The following is a 22202-nucleotide window of genomic DNA, read 5'->3' on the forward strand; positions in this document are numbered from 1 at the left end:
AGGTAGTTGATAAGGAGAATCTACCTTCTTTCCGGAGAGAGTATTATCCGCCTCAAAAGGGCATGTTTATTTCCATTTTGGAAATTATTGCCAACCCTTATCCCATTCAGGCTGACCAGCAAACACATTAACCATGAAATCAATCAGTACCCGTGATTTGTGAGCAAGGTATTTGGCGGGTGGGAAAACGGCAAATAATCCCAGTGGCTGCGCTTCATAACGCTCAAGAACGGGTACGAGAAGCCCCTGTTTCAATGCATCACTGACGATAAAAGAGGGGAGACGGGTGATACCTAACCCGGAGCAGGCCGCCTGGAGGCACACTTCAGCGTTTGAGAACTTCAGCCTGCCATGGACTGCCTGTAGCAGCTGTTCATTATGTTCATCGCGAAAAGGCCAATGCCAGGGATCGCGAAAATTGGTATCCACAATGCATTCATGCTGTGAGAGTTGTTCCTGATGGAGCAGAGGGGCATGTTGAGACAGATATTCCGGAGAGGCGACCAGCACAATACGAATGTCAGACAATTTGCGGGCGATGAGGGTACTGTCAGTCAGATTGCCGATGCGAATGGCAAGATCAAAACCTTCATCAACGACGTTAACAGGACGATCGGAAAAACTGACATCTAATTCAATTTCCGGAAATTTTTCGGCGAAATTGACGAGAGGCTTTGCAAGCTGAACAGATCCAAAGGAAACCGGAGCCGATATTCTCAGTATGCCTGACGGGGAGGCATGTGTATGGCGTATGGTATCGCTGAGTTCATCATAGTCGGTGAGGATCTGCCGGACTCGCTCATAATAGGCTTTACCCACCTCAGTCGAGGATAGCGAACGTGTACTACGCCTGAAGAGACTCGTTCCCAGCTCTTTCTCCAGCCGCGATATAAGCTTTGATGCCTGACCGTGACTGGTACCTAAACGCTGAGCTGCAGCAGTAAAACTACCTGTTTCCATTACTGCGATAAACATACGATCGCATTCCATTCTTTCCATTGTTGTCTCCTGCGATTAAGCCTGCGATCATTTTAACGGAGAGGAAGAGATTTCAACATCCATTCATTTCTCTGGTCGTTTCGTTGGTGATATCACGTTTGAAACGTGATGCAGGATAAGCACGCTCCCTGTACTTATTCTGGTCATAATAAAGAATTAATACTAACGATCTGTCAGCGCATTGTATTGTTCAGATTTACGTCAGGACCTCTTGTCACATCGCTTCCTTTAACAGTCTTAATGCTGACATTTTTCAGGTCACCACTTACATATCTTGCCTGAATACCCTGTTCGGCGGTTATTGATACATTATCAATCTTGAGGTTTTTAATTGGCGCCTCAGGAAGACCTGATAAAATCATTGCGTAACGTGCATTGGTTGCTTTGAGGTTATGCACGGAAACACCCGAAATTAGTGGTGTGGTTTGAGTTAGATCATTATATTCGATAGGCGAAACAAGAGAATTTCCGGCTGCTCCTGCTTGTCCAGAATAACTGTCCGTTATGAGAAGAGGCGTCGCAACATTCGTCATGCTAACATTGTTAATGATAAAAGGCCCGATAAGATTCCCTCTATCTCTACCCGATTTAACCCTGATTCCATTTTCAGAATTCACAAAGTTAACATCAGAGACAGAAACATTACCTATCCCATTAATTGTCTCGCTACCAATGGAAATACCATGCCCTAGCCTCATGATTGAGTGGGAGATGTTTATGTTCCCTGATGTTTCTCCAGATGCACGTTTGATGCCTGATTTAATGGCAATGTGATCATCTCCGGTGCTTATATCTGCATGCTTAATATTAATATCCGTTGACGATACAATGTCAATGCCATCTGTATTAGGCGATTCAGGTGGATTATTTATTTGGATTCTATCGACATCAATGTTATGGCTTTTTCTTAAAACCAGGTTCCACATAGGCGAGTTTTCAAGGTGGATGTTGTTAATTTTTATGAATGATGAATTGTTAATCTCAACCAGCCAGGGGCGTGGCATACCATTGGCCAGCGGTATACCTTTATAGCGATCAGTGAAGGCTTCAGGGTGTCCTGAACGTACTTCCTTTCTCAGGGCTAATGCATCCGGCCACCATGTTTTATCGCCATTTCCATTTATTGAACCGCCACCTGAAATGGAGCTATTGTAAATATTATCCGCCATTATAAAGGCTTCCCGCTTTTGTGCCTGCTGACCTATGAATGCAGGAACGAAGGCGTTTTTGTCATCAACTGCCTGTAAAGTTGTATTTTTCGGGATGATAAATGAAACATTGCTTTTGAGAGTAAGCGGACCGGATAGCCAAACGCCAGGCTCCAATTTAACTGTGCCCCCGCCATGCTGAGAGCAGGAGTCAATGGCTTTCTGGATTGCTGATGTTTCAACTGTGTGCCCATCAGCCACTCCACCAAAATCCTCTGGTGAACACGTGTAAAGCGTCGGTGCGGCAAAAACAGGAGAAGATATAATACAGCTTAATAAAATGGGGGAGATACGTCTCATTTTAACTCCATATTAACTTTTTAATTATTTGTGCCTGGGCAGGGGGTGCTCATGCTATCGTCATCATTTATAACAGAGGTAAATTGTAAGAGTGTGACTCTTTAAAGCAGAAATACGATTAATTGTGAGCAATAGTTTGCAACGTTACAGGTTACTTACTTTTCGTCATAATTTTTATAAGTGACAGGCTTATCCTCCCCATAAACATTCATTCTCTAATCTCCTGTCCGCTATGGGTGAAATAAAAATTCATCATGTCTGAATGATATGTGTTCAAATATCGTGTGATAGCTTCATGCTTTTTTTAAGCCTATCCAGAAATACTGTAACCCTGGCGGGTAAGTGCCGGGTGGTAGGGAACAAGGCCCAGACTGCGAGCATTTGTGGCTTCGCATCCTCTAATTCAATCGCAACAAGTTTGCCTGCCAGCAATTCTTCTTTGACATCCCAAAGTGACAGCTGCGCAATTCCGCAACCCTCAATACAAAGAGCCCGAACACTTTCAACATTACTGGCACTGAAACGGCCATCGACAGTGATACTTGAGGTATGCCCGTCAACGATGAAGCTCCACTGAAGTACACCCGACAGGCGAAGGCAGTTATGTTGGTGCAGATCTGATAGCCGAATGGGGTTGCCAGACTGGAGAAGATAACCGGGAGAAGCACATAGCACTCTTGGGTTATCAGACAAACGATGAGCGACCAGTCGTGAGTCCCTGAGAGGGGCGATGCGAATAGCAATGTCAAATCCCAACCCAACCAGGTCAGTTATACTATCGCTAAGTTGTAATTCAATTTTGAGGTCCGGATTGTCAGCCATCAGAGCAGGAATAAGGGGAATAATATTACGGCGTCCAAACCCAGTCGGCGCTGTTACCCGAAGCTGACCTGAAACGCCAGGCCGGTCTGGTGAAAACAGATTTCTGGCATTTCTCTCCGCCTCTGCCAATGATTTTGCGTAAGGAAGAAACTCTTCACCTTCATCAGTCAGAGCAACAGCGCGTGTCGTGCGATGCAACAGCCGCTTGCCTAATTCATCTTCGAGGGAGGCCAGACGTCGTGAAACAGTCATCGCCGTCACTCCGAGCCGTTCAGCAGCTTTCGTCAGGCTACGTGTTTGTGAAACCATCAGGAAGGATTCGATGTCGTTCAGATTCATTATAACTCTTTCCGTTATACCAACGTATCTTTGATGACTGTTTTTGCCCTTATCCATAATAATTACAATGCTCCAGGTAGATAATCAACCATCGGAGTCATTAATGTCAGACAGTACTTTGTTTAAAAGCGGAACGTTTGGGAAAGTAGAGGTGAAAAATCGCCTCATGGTTGCACCAATGACACGGATCTCAGCCAGTGAATCCGGTGTTCCTGGTGATCGTATGGCGCAGTATTACACTCGCTTTGCTCTGGGTGAGTTCGGAACGATTATCACTGAAGGTATTTATATTGATAATGCATGGTCTCAGACTTACTCGTTCCAGGCGGGTCTGGTAACGACAGAACAGATTCAGGGCTGGCGTAAAATTACTGATGATGTTCACCTGAATGGTGGAAAAATTTTCGCTCAGCTTATGCATGCTGGTGCGATTTCTCAGGGCAACATTTATCGCGATGACACTGTAGCACCATCAGGCATTCAGCCTGAAGGTGAGCAGCTCGAATTCTATTATGGGAAAGGGAAATATAAATTTCCAAAAGCCCTCAACGAAGATGAAATTCTCGAAATAATACGCCATTTCGCTGAAGCGGCTGAACATGCTGTCGTTGAGGCCGGTTTTGATGGAATCGAAATACACGGGGCGAATGGTTACCTTCTTGATCAGTTCTTTACTGATTACAGCAACCAACGGACCGATCGCTGGGGGGGTGATATTACAGGACGACTCTCACTCACACTTGCCGTTATCGCTGCCGTGCGGGAAAGTGTTGGGGCAGATGTGCCAGTTGGCGTCCGTATTTCACAAGGTAAAGTTAACGACTTCAATCATAAGTGGAAAGAGGGCGTTGAAGGTGCTTCGCGGGTATTCGCTTTGCTGGCTAAATCTGGAGTTGATTTCATTCATATCACTGAGCATGACGCGTTAAAATCTGCCTTTGATGATTCACCGTTATCGCTTATTCAGATAGCCCGTAACGCGGCTCCAGCAACAAAAATTATTGCTAACGGCGCTCTGGGAGATGGAGAGCGTTCAGCTCTGGCAATAGAACAGGGGGCCGACTTCGTCGCTCTCGGAAAAACGTGCGCTGGCCAATCCAGATTGGCCGCAACGTGTTCGCTATGGTGGCCCTTTACAGGAGTTTGATAAGGACATTCTTGGACCTGTCGCGAATGTGAAAGATTCGGAACTCAGCCTGTAAATCTTCAAAAAATACGATCCTCGGGATTATGCCGGGGATCGAAATACGTATTAATGATGCGAGTGTTGCATACTCTTTGGTTATGGTTGATTAGCACACGCGAATATAAATACACGGTCAGCAAGAACGATAAATCCCATAGTCCAGCCAGAGCATTGCTGGGGCAAGTCATTACTCATTACGGCTTTCAATTCGTTGCAAAAATGAAGTCAGTACTGTGCGTTCATCTGCCGACAATCCCCGTAACATATCGGCGTCGTGCCCTGCGACGAGTTCGTAAGCTTTACTGTAGACAGTTTCAGCAGCTTCCAGCCTGCGAACCAGAAAAGCCCTTTTGTCAGTAGGGTCAGGAAGTTTTTCAACCCATCCCCGGTTTACCAGCCTTTCTACCGTTCTGCCAAGCGTGCTGCGGTCAGACTGGGAATGTTCAATAACGATACTCATTGGGATGGCAGCTGCGTAGCTGTGAATGATCCTCATGATGCGCCATTCCGGGAGCGTTAATCCGATCCCTGCCAGCTTTTCAGTCAAAGCTCGTTCCCTGTATCTCACTATGTTAGTCATGAAATAAAGTTCGCCAGAGGGAAGAGGCGTTTCTGGTATGTTTTCCATAAATTAAGTTTGTTATCTGGTGTGTAAGGTGATTTTAAGGGGTGTGTCTTGAAAGATCCATTACAGTGAAAAGCTGCCTTTTCAGGCAGCAAGAGAGGCAGCAGCTTTAAACATTAATAGCCGTATTTTTTCCAGTTAGCCAGAACATGATTTTTCAGACTTTCAGGGTAGGAGTGCTCAAACGAAGCCGTGCTGGCGCGTATCTCACCGGAAAACTGTTCGGGCAGGATGCAGTTGATGACCATATTACCACCGGCACCTTTTGCCAGATCTTCCTTAGTGAGGTAAGGAACCATCGGGAAGCCAGGAAGATCCGGGTAGGCAATAAAGTCGGTTTGCGGATGTGCTCTGGTCGCCAGCACCCAGACAACTTCATCAATATTTGTGATGTCGATGTCATTGCCAGTAATAATCAGTTTTGGCACCAGATATCCTGCATGCGTGCTGAAATAAACTTCAGCTACACGATCCGCAAACTCACGCGGCGTGACATTCATTTCCCTCAGTTTTTTCGTATCCACCGAAACCACGGTCCAGCAGGTTACGGCTTCATATGAGCACCACGCCATGTCAACCGGCAAACCGGCGTTCTGGAGATCACTCAGTACCTGCGCGGAAATCATGGTTCCCCAGATAGTATGATTTTCCTCTGGCGGCAATCCGGCAACGCAGATGGGCAAAATGGGCTTATTACGGAAGGTTACCGCTTTAACATGGAATAATGGTTGTGGTTTGCCCTTATTATGTTGATAACCGTGGTATTCACCCATAGGACCTTCATCAGCCATTTCTTCGATGCTGATTTCACCCTCAATAATGATTTCTGCATTTGCCGGTACCATCAGATTGCTCAGCTGGGCTTTCACCACATCGACCGGTTTACCCAGCAGTGCCCCGACATAACCGGGTTCGCTGACAAAGGCAGGTAGAGGCATACCTGCTACTGCGACAGCAGCAGGGGGGCCACCAAGTACAAAAGCCCATGGGGTCGGCTTACCTTGTTTCGTCCACATCTCACGAACCATACCGATATGCTGGGTAGGAATAGTGGGTCCGGTCATTTTGTTTTATCGACCAGCATCATACGACCAATGCTCCAGCTATCCCAAGTACCGTCCGGCGACTGCACGATATGGAATCCATAGGTGCCGATATAACGCCCCCCATCTTTCTCATGCAGAAGCGGTACTGGAAGGCGCGTGAGGTCGACCTCATCTCCGATCCATTTGTTTTCATGGCAGGGGGCAGATTCGACAACACGGGGTTCAATAGGTGAACGCTGCATGGCGGCCAGGATAAGGTTAACCAGTTCTTTCGGCCGGGTGTTTTCTGGCAAACCGAAGTGCAGTGCGAGGCGTGCATACTCACGCTCTTTATCGGCAAGCATACCTGCCGGCGCACCCAGCACGCGTGATCCAGGCATCGCCCCTTTAATATTGCTGAACAGTGGCGCAGGGAGGCGTTTTTCATAGACACGGCGTGAAATGGCAGCAATTTCCAGATCAGCATCAACTTCTTCTGCTACATCAACCAGATCGCCTCTCTTACGGGATTCTTCAAGGAAAACCCGTAAATCTAATGCACTTTCAACGAGATTCATTTGTACGTTCCTTAATAATTAGTGTCTGAATTGTTGTTCAGGCCGTTCCAGCGCGGCAGGCGAGGTGCGTCAAGTCCAACGAGGTCGAGCAAGCGGCCAACGCTATGATTAATAACGTCGTCCAGGTTTTCAGGGCGGTGGTAAAACGCAGGGGTTGCCGGGAACATCAGCCCGCCCGCGCGTGCGACTGCCAGCATATTTTCCAGATGGATAAGATTGAGCGGGGTTTCGCGGACCATCAGGATCAGTTTGCGGCGCTCCTTGAGCGCGACATCCGCAGAACGGACGATGAGATTATCTGCATAACCTGCACGAATCCCTGCGAGCGTTTTCATGCTGCACGGCGCAATGATGACCCCATCATGTTTGAATGATCCGCTGGAAACGGGTGCCGACTGATCAGCATCTGAATAGACTTTTGCTGCCAGTTTCTTAACATAATCAACGGTGTAATCAGTTTCTTCGCGGATGGTAACTTTAGCCCAGCGGCTCAGAACCAGGTGAGACTCGACATTGAGCTCAGCTAACATTTCGAGCAGTCGGATCCCATAGATAGCGCCTGTAGCGCCAGTGATACAGACAACGAGCTTAGACATAGCTGAACCTTAAACAATGTGCGTGCGCATGCATATTATTTTTATGGCCGGATTTTGTCAATGCATCAAAAATGCTGAGTCCCGATGTCGCCGATTTTTATGATCAGCACGGGTTTATCTTCCTGCTGGTCATCCAGGTGGTAGTCATTATTTTGACGGTTACTGCCGTTCGTTTGAATCAGATTGTAATATTGGCAGCATTATAAAATTAACTCTAAAAATTCATGCTCAAAATTTACCCTCTCTGGATTTACGTTCAAACTTAATATGCGTTGCGTCTGAATTTCATCGTCAGTTTTACGATGATAGAACACGATTATTTTCTTTTTGCATTGGATTCACTAAAGAAAGACTGAATACTATTGATGTCATTTATTGATACAGTATCTGACGTTTTCCCAATAGATAAACCATCAAAGTCATGCACATTGGACATAATTTGCTCAAGCCAGCTTAAGCTGGAGAGCTATATAATTGCGGCTGAACCTGCCGGGATGAAGTGAAGATAGTCAGATGAAAAAGGCGGGACGGAAAACATTCCTGTATCTGAAGACGTGCAGGATAAACATAAAGAAAAGCAGTTGATAAAAAGTGACATTTTTCACGCAAATTACGACAATTTAAAAAGGAAGATACCAATGCGTATTGCCATACTCGCCCTGGAGGGCAGTGTACTTTCGGCTATTGCAGGCATGGCCGATTTATTCTGGATTGCTAACAAGGCCCTGGCTGCTTCTCCGGCTCATGCAATCAGATTTCCCAATAAGCCCTTCGAGACCCTGATTGTGAGTTCGGATGGTGCTCCCGTCTGGGATACTGAAGGCAGACTCATTCACATTGACAGTTCATTCCAGGCTGCAGGTCAACCCGATGTGGTCATTGCCCCAGGTATGTTACTTGGTCCAGACCTGCAACCGCTAAATATAGATAACATCAGACTGGCGGCCGACTGGTTTAAAAAATTGCATGAAAATGGCGCGGTAATTGCCGCTACGGGGACTGGCGCGATTATTTTAGGAGAGGCGGGATTACTCAATGGAAGGTCGTATACCACTACGTGGTGGGTCAGCCATATGCTGAAAGAGCGCTATCCCGAAGCGATACCAGTACGAGGAAAAACGCTTGAGGAAGACAGAGGCATTCTTACCACTGGCGGATGTTTCTCCTGGATATCACTTGCTCTGAGTGTCATTGAAAAGGGAGCAGGGACCGAGGTGGCAACTCTCGCATCAGAAATGTCCCTCGCGGATAACCACCATTTGCGTCAGTATCTCAGCACATCACCAGGTTCCATCAACTCTGGCTCTGCTTTTTTGCTTCGTGCTCAGGAGATTATTCGGTTTCAGAACCCATCCATCAAGGCAGCAGAACTGGCCGCCGCACTTAACACCACCGAACGGACCTTACAGAGAAAGCTTAAGGCGTTGTCGCAGGAAACCCCGAAAGAATTCATCACCAGAGTCAGAATTGAATCAGCCTGCAACATGCTAATCAGTACCGGCGTCAGCATTCAACAGATAGCCAGAAACTGCGGGTATTCTGAGGATACCGCGTTTCGTAAAGCATTTAACCAGGTCATGGAGATGTCACCCGCGCAATATCGACAATGGATGGCTGCGCGCACTTCTGCTCTTCAGAAATAAGGTCGTTAGATTACCTGAGTTGCGCGATATCTGTCTCCGGTAAATCAAGGAAATTGATCAAAAAGGCGCAATTTAACCATTTAATTTGAAGTAATTTTTTCAAATCTTTTGCCGATGGATCGGCAGTTAAATTTATTAACCTCCAAAAGGTAAGAATGATGAATATATCCCAGCGTCTTGCTCTGACTTTTATTTTACTGTCTGCATCATTAATCATAACCGGCGTCCTGGCTATCCGTATCATGACCGGGTTTCAGGATCGTTTTGAGTACGTACAGGTAAACGCGATACCCTCCATAAAGGACCTTAGCGAGCTTCTTGACCGCACTAATAAACTCTCGCTGACATTGTATAAACACCAGAGTCAGACCGATAACACACGCATGCCCCCGATTGAAAGTAATATTACACAGCGACTCTCCGATATTAATAAGCTCGCTAATTATTACCTGGAAAACGACGTATCAAGTGATGAAGACAAGAAAATGACCGAGGACGGTTTTGTGATCCTGCATCAGGTAGAGACGCGCCTGCCCGAATTTCTCCGGGCATCACGCTCGCATCAGGACGATATAACTTTAGGCCTGCTTGAAAGCGAGAATGGGATTGGCGGTTCTATCAAAATGCTTCAGGAAAATTATCGCAAGCAGCTGGAGCTGAATATAGCGCTGGGAGATGGCCTGCGAGTCGTCAACCACAATATCTACCAGCGAACTGTATGGTCCATGAGCGTAGGGATAGCATTAACTATTTTGATTCTCGGCACGCTGGCAACTCTGACTCTTTTAAGGATACGCAGGAGCCTGAAACGAATCGGCGATGTCATGAATCATACCGGCGATAATCTGGATTTGAGCACCACTGCCGATGAAAGCAGCAAAGATGAAATTGGTGTAATGGCAGGTTCATTTAATCAGCTGCTTAAACGCGTGGGTCTGGCGCTTAATTCTGTCAGTACGGCCTCCCATTTAGTGAGTTCAGCGTCGGCACAAATTGCCGCAGGTAATGAGGATCTTTCCTCCCGAACGGAACAGCAGGCTGCCTCGCTGGAACAGACAGCAGCCAGCATGGCAGAGTTGAGCGAAACCGTAAGGCAGACTGCGGACAATACCCGTCAGGCGAGCCTTCTGGCAGGTAACGCATCCGAACTTTCCGATGCCAGTGCCGCATCCCTGTCAAACATGCTGGATACCATGGGCGAGATCAGGAACAGCTCGAAAAAAATTACTGAGATTGTGTCATTGATCGAAGGCATCGCATTTCAGACCAATATTCTTGCCCTAAACGCCGCGGTAGAAGCCGCACGGGCGGGTGAACACGGTAAAGGGTTTGCAGTGGTTGCAGGGGAGGTCCGCAATCTTTCACAGCGTTCAACACAGGCAGCCCGCGAAATAAAGCAGCTAATCGATACCTCCTATAGCCTGGTTGAATCGGGTGCGATTCAGGCGGAAGCAGTTGAAAGCAATATGACCAATCTTAAGGGGGCTTTCCGGCAGGTAAACGATTTGGTGAGTGAAATCGCTGCCGCCGCGGAAGAGCAGAACACAGGCATTACCCAGGTACATCTCGCAATCAGCCAAATGGATGATGTCACACAGCAGAATGCGGCGCTGGTTGAGGAAGCCTCTGCCGCTTCAGTCTCTCTCCAGGAGCAGGCAAAGACGCTGCTCGGGCTGGTTAATCAGTTCACCCTGACAAACACTGACGTGCCAGTTTTTCAGCAAAGTGAAGTCGCCAAACCACCAGTCGCGTCCACAAAGCCTTTGGTCAGGCAAACTCTCTCAATCAGCAAAGGGAATGAATCAGATTGGCAGAGTTTCTGATGGGTGATGAGCTGATAAAAGGACAAAAAATGGACATCAATGGATTCCTTCTTTATGGGCAGCACCATCAGGAACTATTGATCAAATTTGAGCAGGTAAATACGCTACTACAGCAACTGACTGATGGCATATACCAGTCTCTGGACGTGTACATGAACAACTGCAACCATCTGCGCGAGCAGATTAATCAGACGTTCGTCTTACTGCGAAATAAAGAGTTTGAAGCGTATTTGATCCAGAATGACGCTGCGCTTTATTACAATCTGCAGAGCGTCATGCTGGCTGTGCAGATACTGAGAAACTTGCTGGATAACCTCACCGGGACAATGAAGCGCTCTGTATTGGGGCCTTCTTCATTGTAGCGAGGGTCGAATTGATGAATTTTCTGCATAAGTGCAATCAGATTTCACGTATTAACCCTGCAGGTGTATTTATTTTAGAATGATGCCATTAATTTCGTGGAGGAACTCTACAGTGGAATATTCAGTATTAAGCAATAACCTTAAGATGCCAATGGCGGGTTTTGGTGTTTTTAAAGTAACCGATAAAGAAGAATGTAAGCAGTCCGTGTTAAGTGCTATCCGCGCAGGCTATCGTCTTATCGATACTGCAGCCGTATACGGCAATGAAGACGCCGTTGGTGATGCCGTTCGTGAAGCTATCGCTGAAGGTTTGTGTACCCGTGAGGAGTTATTTATTACTTCTAAATTGTGGGTACAAGATATGGCCAGCTACGATACGGCGAAAGCAGGCATTGAAGCATCGTTAAAAAAATCGGGTTTAGAATACTTTGATCTCTATTTACTGCATCAGGCAATGCGCGATTATTTCAGCGCGTGGCGTGCATTAGAAGACGCTTATGAAGCAGGTAAACTGAAAGCGATTGGTGTGTCCAATTTCTATGCTCACGTTTTAGTAAACTTCTGCGAAACTGTCAGAATTAAGCCAATGGTGAATCAGGTCGAACTGCATCCTTACTTTGCACAACCTGAAGCGCTTGAAACCATGAAGTACTACAACGTACAGCCTGAAGCCTGGGCGCCATTAGGCGGAGGACGGCATCAGCCATATGAAAATGAAATCCTCCAGAGGATTGCTGAAGCCCATAAAAAAACCATTGCTCAGGTTATCCTGCGCTGGAACGTGCAACGTGGTGTCACCGTCATCCCTAAAACCACTCGTCAGGAGCGTATTGAAGAGAACTTTTCTATCTGGGATTTCTCACTGACGGATAACGAAATGGCTCAAATTGGCTCACTTGATTTAGGCTACGTAGGTGAGGCAGTAAAACACTTTAATCCTGAATTTGTCCGCGGTTGTCTTGGCGTAAAAATTCATGACTGATCGTTAGTCGAGATATCTCCCATGTACGGTCGCCTGGGGCGACCGTACATACAAATCATCGGGCATCACTGTTCGTAACTTCAGAAACGGGAAAACCATGTCGTTTGCCCAGCCAAACGACCACGAGTGTCGTTGACAACAATGCGAGCATGGTCGGCACAAACGCGCTGGCCCCCAGTCTTTCCAGCAGTACACCTCCGACGATGCCGCCACCGGCTATTGCCATGTTCCAGGCGGTGACCAGTATAGACTGTGCGATATCGGCAGCTTCTCCTGCTGTTTTCGCCAACGCCGTCTGGAAGAGGGTTGCGGCACCGCCGAAAGCCAGCCCCCATGCAGCCACTGTTAGGTACACCACACCCGGTATACCTGCACCGACACCGAGTAGCAGCATGGCCAGGCCGAACAAAATGGTGCTGGCCAATGTCAAGGCGCGCAGATAACGGTCAATCAAAACGCCGACGATCCAGATCCCGGGCAACGACGTAACACCGAATACCAATAGCACCAAATCCGTTCGTTCGGCCATGCCGGCTTTAGCCAGAAACGGTGCGATGTAGGTATAGAGGATGTTGTGTGCCAGCACGAATGCCAGCACGACTGACAATACCGGTCTGACACCTGCCAGAGTGAAAACAGACCCAAGGGAAAGTCGCTTGCCTGCTGCCTGTCCGGCGAAGTCAGGTAACTTAAGACGTACCCACGCCATAAGTAGTAGCGCCAAAGCACTAATAAGGCCGAAACAGGTGCGCCAGCCCATCACATTGCCCAGTAAAGTACCCGCCGGAACACCGATCGTTAATGCCAATGGCGTACCGACCATCGCAATGGCAATGGCCCGGCCTTGCTGATGTTCGGGTACCATGCGCGCGGCATACCCCGCCAGCAGTGCCCAAAGCAACCCTGCCGACACGCCTGCCAGAAATCGTGCCACCAGCATCAGCGTGTAGCTGCCGGACAACGCCGTGACGGAATTGGCAATAACGAACCCCGCTATTGCCACTAACAATAATGGGCGGCGTCGCAAACCTTGCGTTGAGGTAGTCAGCGGGATCGCTGCCACCAACGAACCAATGGCGTAGACGGTGACGGTCTGGCCAATCCATGCTTCAGACACCGCCAGGCTTTGTGCCATTGGCAGGAGCAAACCAGCCGGCAGGGCTTCGGTCAGGATGGTGATGAAAGCAGCTGTCGCTAGCGCCAGCAGCGAGGTCAGCGGTAAGGGTTTATATGCAGCGGTGCTCATTGTGCAATCCTCCGCACACGCCGTTCTGTGTCTTCACCGGATCGCGCAACCACCACCTTGCCGGTTATGCCGCCATTTTCAACCAACCGATGAGCCTCAAGCAATGGTGTCGCCGCGATTGGATGCAATACATGGCTGAGGGTCGATCGAAGTACACCGGCATCCACCAATCTCGCCACTTCGTTGAGAATGTGATGTTGCGCGATCATGTCCGACGTACGGTAGAGTGGCCGTGTGAACACCATCTCCCAATGCAACGACACACTTTTAGCCTTGAATGGCACAGCATCCAGCGAATCGTGATCATCGATAATGGCTAAGCGACCTTGCGGCGCGATCAGCTCCGCCAGTCCATGCAGGTGATCGGCGGTTTGCGATAACGCGCCGATGTGGGTGACTGGGGGGACAGACAGCGCGGCGACCTGGGCTGGCAACGGCTTGTGGTGGTCAATAACGTGGTGTGCACCGAGGCTCAGACACCAGTCGCGGCTTTCCTCACGCGATGCGGTAGCGACTACCGTCAGGCCAGTCAGCCGACGGGCGAGTTGGATCAGCATGGATCCGACCCCTCCGGCACCGCCCAACACCAACAGACTGCTACCATCGGCTAAATTGTTTGGTGGTACACCCAGGCGGTCGAACAGGAGTTGCCAGGCGGTCAGCGAGGTTAATGGCAGCGCTGCCGCCTCAGCAAAACTCAAGGTTTCGGGCATATGGCCGACGATACGTTCATCCACCAGATGGAACTGCGCATTGCTGCCGCTCCGGTCAAAGGAGCCCGCGTAGTAGACCGCATCTCCCGGACGGAATAACGTCACCGCGGTGCCAACTGCCTCAACAATCCCGGCGGCATCCCAGCCCAGTGAACGTACCGAGTCAGGTGCTGTGACCAGACCACCCCTGATTTTGGTGTCCACCGGATTGACCGACACCGCGCGAACTGCCACGCACAGATCGTGTTCTCCCGGCTCCGGGCGTGCAACATCGATATCAATCAGGCAATCGGGATCAGTGAGTGTTGAGCCACAACGAAACGTAATCGCAGACATACGTGCAGAGGTATCCGTCATAACCTTACCTCTAGTGCGCTATAAACCGCATCGCGCAGATCGGTGACGAAGCGCCCGGACATACCTTCATACAAGGTGTTGGTGAAGGCAACCACACTGAGTCCTTGTGCCCGATCCACAAACCATGAATGGCCGTAGGCACCGCCCCAGCGCCAGGTTCCATCGGATTCTGGCGACATCGCCAATTCCCGGTCGCGCAGGACTGAGAATCCTAAACCGAATCCGAACCCCGGCGCGGCTGGCAATGCATAGCCTTGCGTCTGGTCCCGCTCCATTTCAGCGATCAATGCACTGGGTAGCAGGTTGCCACCGCCCTGGCGCAAGGTTTCCAGCAGGTGCAGAAAGTCGCCTGCCGTAGCAGCCATGCCGGCTCCTCCAGAGGGAAACGCTTGCCGATCGAAAATGCGCGATGGGCTGTAGCAAATGCCGATCGTATCCTCGAAAGCAGGCACAACTTCGCCTTCTTTCAGTCGATGTGGCTGGGGCGTGCCATTGGTGTAGGCGGTCGCCACACGTTGTGCTTCGTGCACGAAAAAGTCGGTATCCTTCAAACCCAGTGGGAAAGTGACCAACTCGCTGACAGCGACATTCAGCGGCACGCCCTGCACCCGTTCGATCAACGCGCCTAATACGTCAGTGGCCAGTGAGTAACCCCAGGCTGTGCCGGGCTGATATAGCAAAGGGACGCTGCCGATACGACGTAAGTTTTCTTCCAGGCTGATACCGGTGGCATCCATACCATCGGACACGCCCGCTCGTACATAAGGCCCCTCCATATCAGGCTCGAAGAAGCGATAACCCAGTCCTGCCGTATGGCTGAGCAGTTGCCGTACCGTAATTTGCGCGGGACGACCATCCGGCAGGCCAGGGCGAAATTCAGGCAACCAACGGTCGATGCTGTCGTCGAGGTCGAGGTGCCCCTGAGCAACCAGGACCAGAGCCGCGGTGGACGTGATGGGCTTACTTACCGATGCCAGACGGAAAATCGTATCTACGGTCATCGCCCGACAGCTTTCACGGTCGGCCCAGCCTGCGGCCTGTTGATAAAGTAGTTCGCCATCGCGGGCCACCAGGATCACCGCACCGACCAGCCTTTGTTGCTCCAGCGCCAGTTGCACAACGGTCTGGATATTTGAAGACAGTTTGCCTGGTGCAGCGCCGAGACTCAGCGAAACAGGTGAAATCGTCACAGGTAATTCCTTTCATTAATTAACCGGTACGGCAGGGTAAATTACCTGTGATTAGAGAAAAAGTAGGGTACAGTTTCGTTTTGATCGGAACATTATGTCCGTAATTAAGGTGCCCTATGGATAGCCTCAATGGCTTCGTTGTGTTTGTGCAGGTCGCAGAAACACGCAGCTTCGTTGCAGCTGGTCGTCTGCTGGGTGTATCGGCTTCAGCTATTGGTAAGAGTGTGGTGCGTCTGGAAGAAAAGCTGGGGGTGCGTCTGTTCCATCGCAGCACGCGCAGCGTCACACTGACAGCCGAAGGCACACTGTTCCTGGAGCGCAGCAGACGTATTCTGGCTGAAATCGAAGCAGCAGAACTGGAACTGTCGCAGGCAACAACGGAGCCGCGGGGTCGCCTGCGAGTCAGCTTGCCGCTGGTCAGCCCCCTGATGCTGCCCGTACTCGGCGACTTCATGCGCGAATACCCGAAAATCGAGCTGGATTTGGATTTCACCGATCGACTGGTCGATGTGATCGAGGAGGGGTTCGATGCCGTCGTCAGGACCGGTGATCCCACCGACTCGCGGCTGTCCGCCCGTCGACTCGGCACCTTCCGTTCGCTACTGGTGGCGTCGCCCGACTATCTGGCGCGACGAGGTGTGCCCGACAAACCTGTCGACCTTCTTGAACACAGTTGTTTGCATTATCGTTTCCCCAACAGTGGCAAACTGGAACCTTGGGTGTTGCGCTGCACTGCCGATGAGCCCAGGTTGACGCTGCCGACCTCGATGATCTGCAACAATATAGAGACTCGCGTATGTTTCGCGTTGCAGGGCCTGGGTATTGCCTATCTACCGGTGTTCGCCATCAGGGAGCCTCTGGCGGATGGACGTTTGCGTGCCGTGCTGACCGATTACGCAGAACGTAGAGGTGTGTTTCATGTGTTGTGGCCAGCCAGCAAGCATCCTTCACCCAAGGTCAGGGCCTTCGTTGATTTCCTCGGCTCGCGGGTGTTTCCCGGGGATCACTGACTGAGAGCAAGGGTTAGCAGTGACGCATTGGTACTTGCTATATCTGGTCACCGGCGTGCTGCTGTAATTTGCCCTCGGATAGATGTTGTCCGCGCACGATAACGCTAGTGATTTATTTGCATAACGATATAAAATGAATTTCTATATTTAGAATCCGTAAAGTGATTCAGGCATATTGGTTATGTGTATCCGCAGGAAACGTGATGGTTGTTTTGGTGTTTAACGAATAGCATCGCGCTGTTGCAGGAATAATATATTCCAAAAAATGATTTATTAATGCGGCGTGATGGCTTCAGAATTAATTCTCTTTATCAAAAAACGAAACTCATTTTATTGCATAGCCCTCATTACATCGATGCGCTTAATGATTTGGTTTATTACTTAAGGGAATTAAAATGAATGTATTGCCAGGTAACCGGTTTGCCTCTTTCTTGCCGCGTGTTGGGATCCCTTTGTTGCTGGTCGGCAGCCTGTTCGGGTCTGGCGCGGCCCATGCTGAGGGACAAATCAGTATCGCCCAGCAGTACGGTATCGGCTATCTGATCCTTGATGTGGTGCGGGACCAGAAACTTATCGAGAAGCACGGCAAGGAAGACGGGCTAGATATTAAAGTTGACTGGCGGACACTTTCAGGTGCTACCGGGTTAAATGAGGGCCTGCTTTCAGGCTCACTGGATGTGGTTGCCGCCGGGGTGCCACCGGCGCTGACGCTCTGGGATCGTACTAAAGGGAAGCAAAACGTTAAGGCGATTGCAGCACTCGGTTCAATGCCCAATTACCTGCTGAGTAACAATCCGGCAGTGAAAAGCGTGAAGGATCTGAGCAGCAAAGACCGCATCGCCGTACCAGCTGCTGGCGTCGGATTCCAGTCCCGTACATTGCAAATAGAAACGGCACGTCTGTACGGCAACGCGGACTACAAGCGGTTTGATAATATTACGGTAAGCCTGCCGCATCCTGATGCCAGCGCGGCCTTGATCGCCGGGGGTTCGGAAATCACGGCACATTTCTCCAGTCCTCCTTTCCAGTATCAGGCGCTGGAACACCCCAATATTCATAAAATATTAAGTTCCTACGACGTATTAGGTGGTCCGGGAACGTTTAATCTGCTTTATACCACCTCGAAATTTCATGATGAAAATCCAAAGACGTACCGCGCATTTTTTGAGGCGTTAGCTGAAGCCGAGAAGATAATTAAAGCGGATAAAACAGCGGCGGCACAAACCTATATTCGCGCTGAAAACTCAAAGTTACCGGTGGCCTTTATCCAGAAAATGATTGAGGACCCGGAGAATAACTTCACCATTACGCCAGAACGAACCTTTGTTTATGCTGACAAGCTTTATCAGTTGGGCGTACTGAAAAACAAAGCCGCTTCCTGGAAGGATTATTTCTTCAGTGAAGCGTATACCTTACCGGGGAGCTGATATGTCTGAGTTGTCTGCGACATTACCGCCGCCGCTGTTGCAGGTTGAGGGGGTTAACCTGCAATACCGCACCCACGAACGACTGATTCAGGCCACACACGATGTCAGTTTTGATGTCTGGCCTGCTGATCGCTTCGTGTTACTCGGGCCGTCAGGGTGCGGTAAATCCAGCTTGCTGAAAGCCATTGGTGGATTTCTGACTCCGGTATCCGGCTCCATCCGTCTTGCCGGTGAGACAGTCACCCAGCCCGGTCCTGATCGCATGATGGTCTTTCAGGAATTTGATCAGTTACCGCCGTGGAAAACCGTGCTGGAAAATGTCGCTTTCCCGCTGATCGCCAGTCGCAGGGTAGGGCGGGCTGAAGCCAAAGAGCGCGCTGAGTATTTTCTGCAAAAAGTCGGACTGGGGGCGTTTCGCAATGCCTATCCGAATACGCTATCCGGCGGCATGAAGCAGCGGGTCGCCATTGCGCGCTCGCTGGCATTGCACCCGCAGGTTTTACTGATGGATGAGCCCTTTGCGGCGCTGGATGCGCTGACCCGGCGCAAAATGCAGGAAGAGTTGTTGAACCTGTGGGAAGACGTGCGGTTTACGCTGCTTTTTGTTACCCATTCTATCGAGGAAGCGTTGATTGTTGGCAGCCGTGTTTTGCTGCTGTCACCGCATCCGGGAAGGGTAAAAGCCGAACTGAACTGTCATCAGTATTCAATGGCGGATTCTGGTGGCTCGGTGTTTCAGGCAGATGTTACCCGAATTCATGATTTATTATTTCCGCAACCTGCCATACCCGTCATCGCGTCACAGGGCCATCCGAGGGGGAATCGTCATGAGCAACCAGCCACCTATCCGGCCTGAGTACCAGCGTGAGTTAACACCGCTGGAAGATTTTACGCTGGCCACGCCGTTACCTTTGCGCGTGCGGCTTGGGAACCAGACCTGGCTGCGAAAATCGTTGTTATTGCTGGCGCTGGTGATTATCTGGGAAGTGGCGGCGCGCTGGCAAAACAATGACCTGATGTTCCCCAGTTTCTGGCAGACGTTTACCGCCCTGCGTGAGGATATCGCCAGTGGTGAATTGCCGAATCGCGCGTGGTTGTCGGTAAGCCTGCTGCTGAAAGGCTATATTCTGGGGACCTTGCTGGCGTTGCTCTTCAGCGCGCTCGCGATATCAACGCGTATTGGCCGCGATTTACTGAGCACACTGACCGCCATGTTTAACCCGCTGCCCGCGATTGCGCTATTACCGTTATCCCTGCTCTGGTTCGGCCTGGGCAATGCCAGCCTGGTGTTCGTGATTGTGCATTCGGTGATCTGGCCGATGGCGCTCAACACCTGGTCCGGTTTTATGGGCGTTTCTGAAACGCTGAAAATGGCAGGCCGTAACTACGGACTGAAGGGGTGGCGTTATGTTGCGTGGATTTTGATTCCTGCTGCGTTACCGTCCCTGCTGTCAGGACTCAAAATTGGTTGGGCATTTGCCTGGAGAACACTGATCGCGGCAGAGCTGGTATTTGGCGCATCAAGTGGCAGCGGGGGGTTGGGTTGGTACATTTTCCAGAATCGCAATGAAATGTACACCGACCGGGTATTTGCAGGTCTGGTGACGGTCACTGTGATTGGTCTGTTGGTCGAGGGGCTGGTGTTTGCCACCCTTGAAAGGCTGACGATTAAACGTTGGGGTATGCAGAACTAACGCTGCCCATACCTGACGAATGAGGGAAGAAAGCTCATGATATCGATTAAAACCCCTGAAAATTATTTGCAGGAAGTCGGTGTGATTAGCCGGGTCGGGGCATATGTTTTGCCGCTGGCGAGGCATGTACTGATTATTACTGGCCGCAACGCCTCCGGAGTTGCGGGTGAAGCGTTGCGGCAAAGCCTGACCCGTGAGGGGATTACTTTTGAAGTGACGTATTTGCAGGGGAAATGCACCTTAACCACCCTGCAAATGCTGGCAGGGCAGGCCGAAGAGATGAAGGCCGAAGGGATCATTGGCCTGGGTGGTGGTGCCGTGATGGATACGGCAAAAGGTGTGGGCGAACTGGCCGGGCAATTACCCGTCATTCAGATACCCACGGTGGCCGCCACCTGCGCAGCCTGGTCACCGTTCAGCGTGCTGTATGACCAGCATGGCGGGCATAACGGAAGCCTGCCGCTTCAGCGTTTTCCCGCCTGGATACTGGTCGATACAAACATTATCGCTGCTTCGCCGGTACGTTATTTAAAAGCCGGGATCGTCGATGCGCTGGCTAAATGGTTTGAATTTAGTCCGTATCAGCATAAAGACGGCGACGATCTTGCGTTGACATTACAGCTCAATGCGTCGCTGCTGGCGCTGGAGGCGTTCGAAAAGTTTGCGATTCAGGCGGTGGAGGACAATGCTCTGCAACGGGTGAGTCCGGCCTTAATTCAGACCATCGATGCGGTGATTGCCCTGGCGGGACTGGCAAACAGCGTTCGTGATGAGAGTCACCGGATTGGCGTTGCACATGCCATTCATAACAGCATGACGCACCATGAAGTGTTCCACCGCTGGTTGCATGGCGAAAAAGTGGCTTACGGTCTGGCTGTTCAGGCCATTTTGCAGCACAACAATCCAGTCGATCGCGAGTCGCTGCTCGGCTGGCTCCGGCGCATGGAGATGCCAATGACGCCCACCTTACTGGGTATTGGGGAGGACAGAGTCTTGCTGGAACAGATAGCTGCTGGGGTAAAAATCAAACCGGAAGCGCGTAAGAATCTGCCGTTTGCCGTGGATAGCCAGAGTCTGATGGCGGCGATGGAAGCGACAGTTGCACTGGCAACAACTTCAGGAAACGGACTTCTTTCCCAAAGATCGACATCTGCAATTTGACGGTTCCTGAGCCACCATAGCTAACAGGTTGCTCAGAATGTATAAAGTACGCCGAGAGTGAGTGCCGCTTCATTACGCCGGAATACGACTGGACTCTCTTCAGCATGCTTATCCAGCCAGATGTAGTCGGCACTGACAAGTGCTCCCCAGTGCGGGGTGAACTGATGGCTCCATGTCAGGCTGGTATCCGCGCCATAAAAGCCACCGGGTGCATGATATTGCGTATAGCCTGTGCGGCGGCTTTGCACGGCGCTGACACCATATAACGTGTTCATATACCGGCTGTCGCCAAATAATGCCGCTGTGCTGAATGCCACCGTATCGGTGTCGGTCTGCAGAGGGAGCAGGGTGACAGACGTCTGGTAATTCACGCCCTGGCTGTCGCTCAGCGGCAGGGTTGCTTTGCCTTCCAGTGTCAGCCAGGGGGTGACTGACCAGCCAATCGCGACAGCCGTGTTGACCGTCGCTTTAATATTTCCCATGCCTTTCAGCTTGTCGCTGCCGTCCCGCCAGTCCGAATTCCGTTCTGAACGCCCCAGATTATATCCCAGCGTATGTTCGAGGTAGAGCCCGCTGTCGCTCTGCAGGTCATAGCCCACCCCTTTCTGCGAATCAATAAAAAATGCCCCATCCCGTGCCTGCACCAGCGGTACCAGCTGCCAGCGGCGCTTATCTGACCCGCTGTAACGGGGCAGGCTCTGACCTGCCATCCCGATGGAAAAATTATTTTGTGATGATGCGGCATCATCTGCCCGTGCGCCATCCGCAGTACCGGTCAGTACTAAACAGGCCATATACAACGTGAGTTTTCTGGTTATCATTGTGCTTCTCCGTACCTGAATCGTCAGAAGGCGGTTGTCATGGGCCGCGTTTGCCAGGTGAATATACGGAGGCAGTGTCAGTGAACTGTCAGGGA

21 protein-coding genes are annotated in these 22202 nt (G+C 50.4%); 10 read left to right on the forward strand and 11 right to left on the reverse strand.

Going from position 1 to position 22202, the window contains the following annotated elements:
- Nucleotides 1-84: 84 nt before the first annotated feature.
- From HA50_RS22670 to HA50_RS22680, 3 genes are all read right to left on the reverse strand, one after another.
- Nucleotides 85-999 (reverse strand): LysR family transcriptional regulator, encoded by a 915-nt coding sequence (locus tag HA50_RS22670; protein ID WP_084879101.1) that lies wholly within the window; start codon nt 997-999, stop codon nt 85-87.
- Between the two features lie 173 nt (nt 1000-1172).
- Nucleotides 1173-2507 (reverse strand): glycoside hydrolase family 28 protein, encoded by a 1335-nt coding sequence (locus tag HA50_RS22675; protein WP_084879102.1) that lies wholly within the window; start codon nt 2505-2507, stop codon nt 1173-1175.
- A gap of 273 nt (nt 2508-2780) precedes the next feature.
- Nucleotides 2781-3668: a LysR family transcriptional regulator gene (locus HA50_RS22680; protein ID WP_084880144.1), complete on the reverse strand. Its 888-nt coding sequence runs from the start codon at nt 3666-3668 to the stop codon at nt 2781-2783.
- A 103-nt stretch (nt 3669-3771) separates the two neighbouring features.
- Here HA50_RS22680 and HA50_RS22685 point away from each other — a divergent pair, with 103 nt between their 5' ends.
- Complete coding sequence (locus HA50_RS22685) at nt 3772-4815, forward strand: NADH:flavin oxidoreductase (protein WP_244193640.1); 1044 nt, start codon at nt 3772-3774, stop codon at nt 4813-4815.
- Between the two features lie 226 nt (nt 4816-5041).
- Here the strand turns inward: HA50_RS22685 and HA50_RS22690 are convergent, their stop codons facing one another.
- From HA50_RS22690 to HA50_RS22700, 4 genes are all read right to left on the reverse strand, one after another.
- The gene (locus tag HA50_RS22690; RefSeq protein ID WP_244193641.1) at nt 5042-5401 is read right to left on the reverse strand and encodes a MarR family winged helix-turn-helix transcriptional regulator; all 360 of its coding nucleotides are present in this window, start codon (nt 5399-5401) and stop codon (nt 5042-5044) included.
- A 194-nt stretch (nt 5402-5595) separates the two neighbouring features.
- A complete protein-coding gene (locus HA50_RS32025) occupies nt 5596-6543 on the reverse strand; it encodes a UbiD family decarboxylase (protein WP_276329377.1) in 948 nt (315 codons plus the stop codon).
- A complete protein-coding gene (locus tag HA50_RS32030) occupies nt 6540-7082 on the reverse strand; it encodes a UbiD family decarboxylase (protein WP_276329378.1) in 543 nt (180 codons plus the stop codon). The genes HA50_RS32025 and HA50_RS32030 overlap by 4 nt, the downstream gene beginning before the upstream one ends.
- Nucleotides 7083-7093: 11 nt before the next feature.
- A complete protein-coding gene (locus HA50_RS22700; RefSeq protein ID WP_084879104.1) occupies nt 7094-7678 on the reverse strand; it encodes a UbiX family flavin prenyltransferase in 585 nt (194 codons plus the stop codon).
- 638 nt (nt 7679-8316) lie between these two features.
- Here HA50_RS22700 and HA50_RS22705 point away from each other — a divergent pair.
- The 4 genes from HA50_RS22705 to HA50_RS22720 all read left to right on the forward strand — a co-directional run bounded on the left by HA50_RS22705 (nt 8317) and on the right by HA50_RS22720 (nt 12488).
- Nucleotides 8317-9321, forward strand: a complete 1005-nt coding sequence (locus HA50_RS22705; RefSeq protein WP_084879105.1) for a GlxA family transcriptional regulator — start codon at nt 8317-8319, stop codon at nt 9319-9321.
- 158 nt (nt 9322-9479) lie between these two features.
- Entirely contained in the window at nt 9480-11144 is a 1665-nt protein-coding gene (locus tag HA50_RS22710) for a methyl-accepting chemotaxis protein (protein ID WP_084879106.1), read from the forward strand.
- Nucleotides 11144-11506, forward strand: coding sequence for a hypothetical protein (locus HA50_RS22715; protein WP_244193642.1), 363 nt, complete (start codon nt 11144-11146; stop codon nt 11504-11506). The genes HA50_RS22710 and HA50_RS22715 overlap by 1 nt, the downstream gene beginning before the upstream one ends.
- Before the next feature lie 112 nt (nt 11507-11618).
- Complete coding sequence (locus tag HA50_RS22720; RefSeq protein WP_084879107.1) at nt 11619-12488, forward strand: aldo/keto reductase; 870 nt, start codon at nt 11619-11621, stop codon at nt 12486-12488.
- Nucleotides 12489-12543: 55 nt separating this feature from the next.
- Here the strand turns inward: HA50_RS22720 and HA50_RS22725 are convergent, their stop codons facing one another.
- Genes HA50_RS22725 through HA50_RS22735 form a run of 3 tightly spaced genes read right to left on the reverse strand, consistent with a single transcriptional unit; the run spans nt 12544 to nt 15994 of the window.
- The gene (locus tag HA50_RS22725) at nt 12544-13734 is read right to left on the reverse strand and encodes an MFS transporter (protein WP_084879108.1); all 1191 of its coding nucleotides are present in this window, start codon (nt 13732-13734) and stop codon (nt 12544-12546) included.
- Nucleotides 13731-14783, reverse strand: coding sequence for a zinc-binding alcohol dehydrogenase family protein (locus HA50_RS22730; protein ID WP_084880150.1), 1053 nt, complete (start codon nt 14781-14783; stop codon nt 13731-13733). Before HA50_RS22730 ends, HA50_RS22725 begins: the two co-directional genes overlap by 4 nt.
- Before the next feature lie 17 nt (nt 14784-14800).
- Complete coding sequence (locus HA50_RS22735; RefSeq protein WP_084879109.1) at nt 14801-15994, reverse strand: serine hydrolase domain-containing protein; 1194 nt, start codon at nt 15992-15994, stop codon at nt 14801-14803.
- Nucleotides 15995-16110: 116 nt separating this feature from the next.
- Between HA50_RS22735 and HA50_RS22740 the strand changes: the two genes are divergently transcribed.
- The 5 genes from HA50_RS22740 to HA50_RS22760 all read left to right on the forward strand — a co-directional run bounded on the left by HA50_RS22740 (nt 16111) and on the right by HA50_RS22760 (nt 21286).
- Nucleotides 16111-17004: a LysR family transcriptional regulator gene (locus HA50_RS22740; RefSeq protein WP_084879110.1), complete on the forward strand. Its 894-nt coding sequence runs from the start codon at nt 16111-16113 to the stop codon at nt 17002-17004.
- A gap of 395 nt (nt 17005-17399) precedes the next feature.
- A complete protein-coding gene (locus HA50_RS22745) occupies nt 17400-18431 on the forward strand; it encodes an ABC transporter substrate-binding protein (protein WP_084879111.1) in 1032 nt (343 codons plus the stop codon).
- A 1-nt stretch (nt 18432) separates the two neighbouring features.
- Nucleotides 18433-19287: an ABC transporter ATP-binding protein gene (locus tag HA50_RS22750; RefSeq protein ID WP_084879112.1), complete on the forward strand. Its 855-nt coding sequence runs from the start codon at nt 18433-18435 to the stop codon at nt 19285-19287.
- A complete protein-coding gene (locus HA50_RS22755; RefSeq protein ID WP_084879113.1) occupies nt 19259-20125 on the forward strand; it encodes an ABC transporter permease in 867 nt (288 codons plus the stop codon). Before HA50_RS22750 ends, HA50_RS22755 begins: the two co-directional genes overlap by 29 nt.
- 36 nt (nt 20126-20161) lie before the next feature.
- On the forward strand, nt 20162-21286 hold the full coding sequence (locus HA50_RS22760) for an iron-containing alcohol dehydrogenase family protein (RefSeq protein ID WP_084879114.1): 1125 nt from the start codon (nt 20162-20164) through the stop codon (nt 21284-21286).
- 32 nt (nt 21287-21318) lie between these two features.
- Here the strand turns inward: HA50_RS22760 and HA50_RS22765 are convergent, their stop codons facing one another.
- Nucleotides 21319-22107, reverse strand: coding sequence for a MipA/OmpV family protein (locus HA50_RS22765; RefSeq protein WP_084879115.1), 789 nt, complete (start codon nt 22105-22107; stop codon nt 21319-21321).
- Nucleotides 22108-22202: the final 95 nt, after the last annotated feature.

The organism is Pantoea cypripedii, assembly GCF_002095535.1.
Taxonomy (GTDB): Bacteria; Pseudomonadota; Gammaproteobacteria; order Enterobacterales; family Enterobacteriaceae; genus Pantoea; species Pantoea cypripedii.

Bases quoted from the DNA above. Each gene is read 5' to 3' on its own strand.
- HA50_RS22675 (WP_084879102.1), bottom strand. From the start codon at position 2,507: ATGAGACGTATCTCCCCCATTTTATTAAGCTGTATTATATCTTCTCCT.
- HA50_RS32025 (WP_276329377.1), bottom strand. From the start codon at position 6,543: ATGACCGGACCCACTATTCCTACCCAGCATATCGGTATGGTTCGTGAG.
- HA50_RS22680 (WP_084880144.1), bottom strand. From the start codon at position 3,668: ATGAATCTGAACGACATCGAATCCTTCCTGATGGTTTCACAAACACGT.
- HA50_RS22700 (WP_084879104.1), bottom strand. From the start codon at position 7,678: ATGTCTAAGCTCGTTGTCTGTATCACTGGCGCTACAGGCGCTATCTAT.
- HA50_RS22740 (WP_084879110.1), top strand. From the start codon at position 16,111: ATGGATAGCCTCAATGGCTTCGTTGTGTTTGTGCAGGTCGCAGAAACA.
- HA50_RS22745 (WP_084879111.1), top strand. From the start codon at position 17,400: ATGAATGTATTGCCAGGTAACCGGTTTGCCTCTTTCTTGCCGCGTGTT.
- HA50_RS22760 (WP_084879114.1), top strand. From the start codon at position 20,162: ATGATATCGATTAAAACCCCTGAAAATTATTTGCAGGAAGTCGGTGTG.
- HA50_RS22750 (WP_084879112.1), top strand. From the start codon at position 18,433: ATGTCTGAGTTGTCTGCGACATTACCGCCGCCGCTGTTGCAGGTTGAG.
- HA50_RS22725 (WP_084879108.1), bottom strand. From the start codon at position 13,734: ATGAGCACCGCTGCATATAAACCCTTACCGCTGACCTCGCTGCTGGCG.
- HA50_RS22710 (WP_084879106.1), top strand. From the start codon at position 9,480: ATGAATATATCCCAGCGTCTTGCTCTGACTTTTATTTTACTGTCTGCA.
- HA50_RS22730 (WP_084880150.1), bottom strand. From the start codon at position 14,783: ATGTCTGCGATTACGTTTCGTTGTGGCTCAACACTCACTGATCCCGAT.
- HA50_RS22670 (WP_084879101.1), bottom strand. From the start codon at position 999: ATGGAAAGAATGGAATGCGATCGTATGTTTATCGCAGTAATGGAAACA.
- HA50_RS22755 (WP_084879113.1), top strand. From the start codon at position 19,259: ATGAGCAACCAGCCACCTATCCGGCCTGAGTACCAGCGTGAGTTAACA.
- HA50_RS22685 (WP_244193640.1), top strand. From the start codon at position 3,772: ATGTCAGACAGTACTTTGTTTAAAAGCGGAACGTTTGGGAAAGTAGAG.
- HA50_RS22715 (WP_244193642.1), top strand. From the start codon at position 11,144: ATGGGTGATGAGCTGATAAAAGGACAAAAAATGGACATCAATGGATTC.
- HA50_RS22765 (WP_084879115.1), bottom strand. From the start codon at position 22,107: ATGATAACCAGAAAACTCACGTTGTATATGGCCTGTTTAGTACTGACC.
- HA50_RS32030 (WP_276329378.1), bottom strand. From the start codon at position 7,082: ATGAATCTCGTTGAAAGTGCATTAGATTTACGGGTTTTCCTTGAAGAA.
- HA50_RS22705 (WP_084879105.1), top strand. From the start codon at position 8,317: ATGCGTATTGCCATACTCGCCCTGGAGGGCAGTGTACTTTCGGCTATT.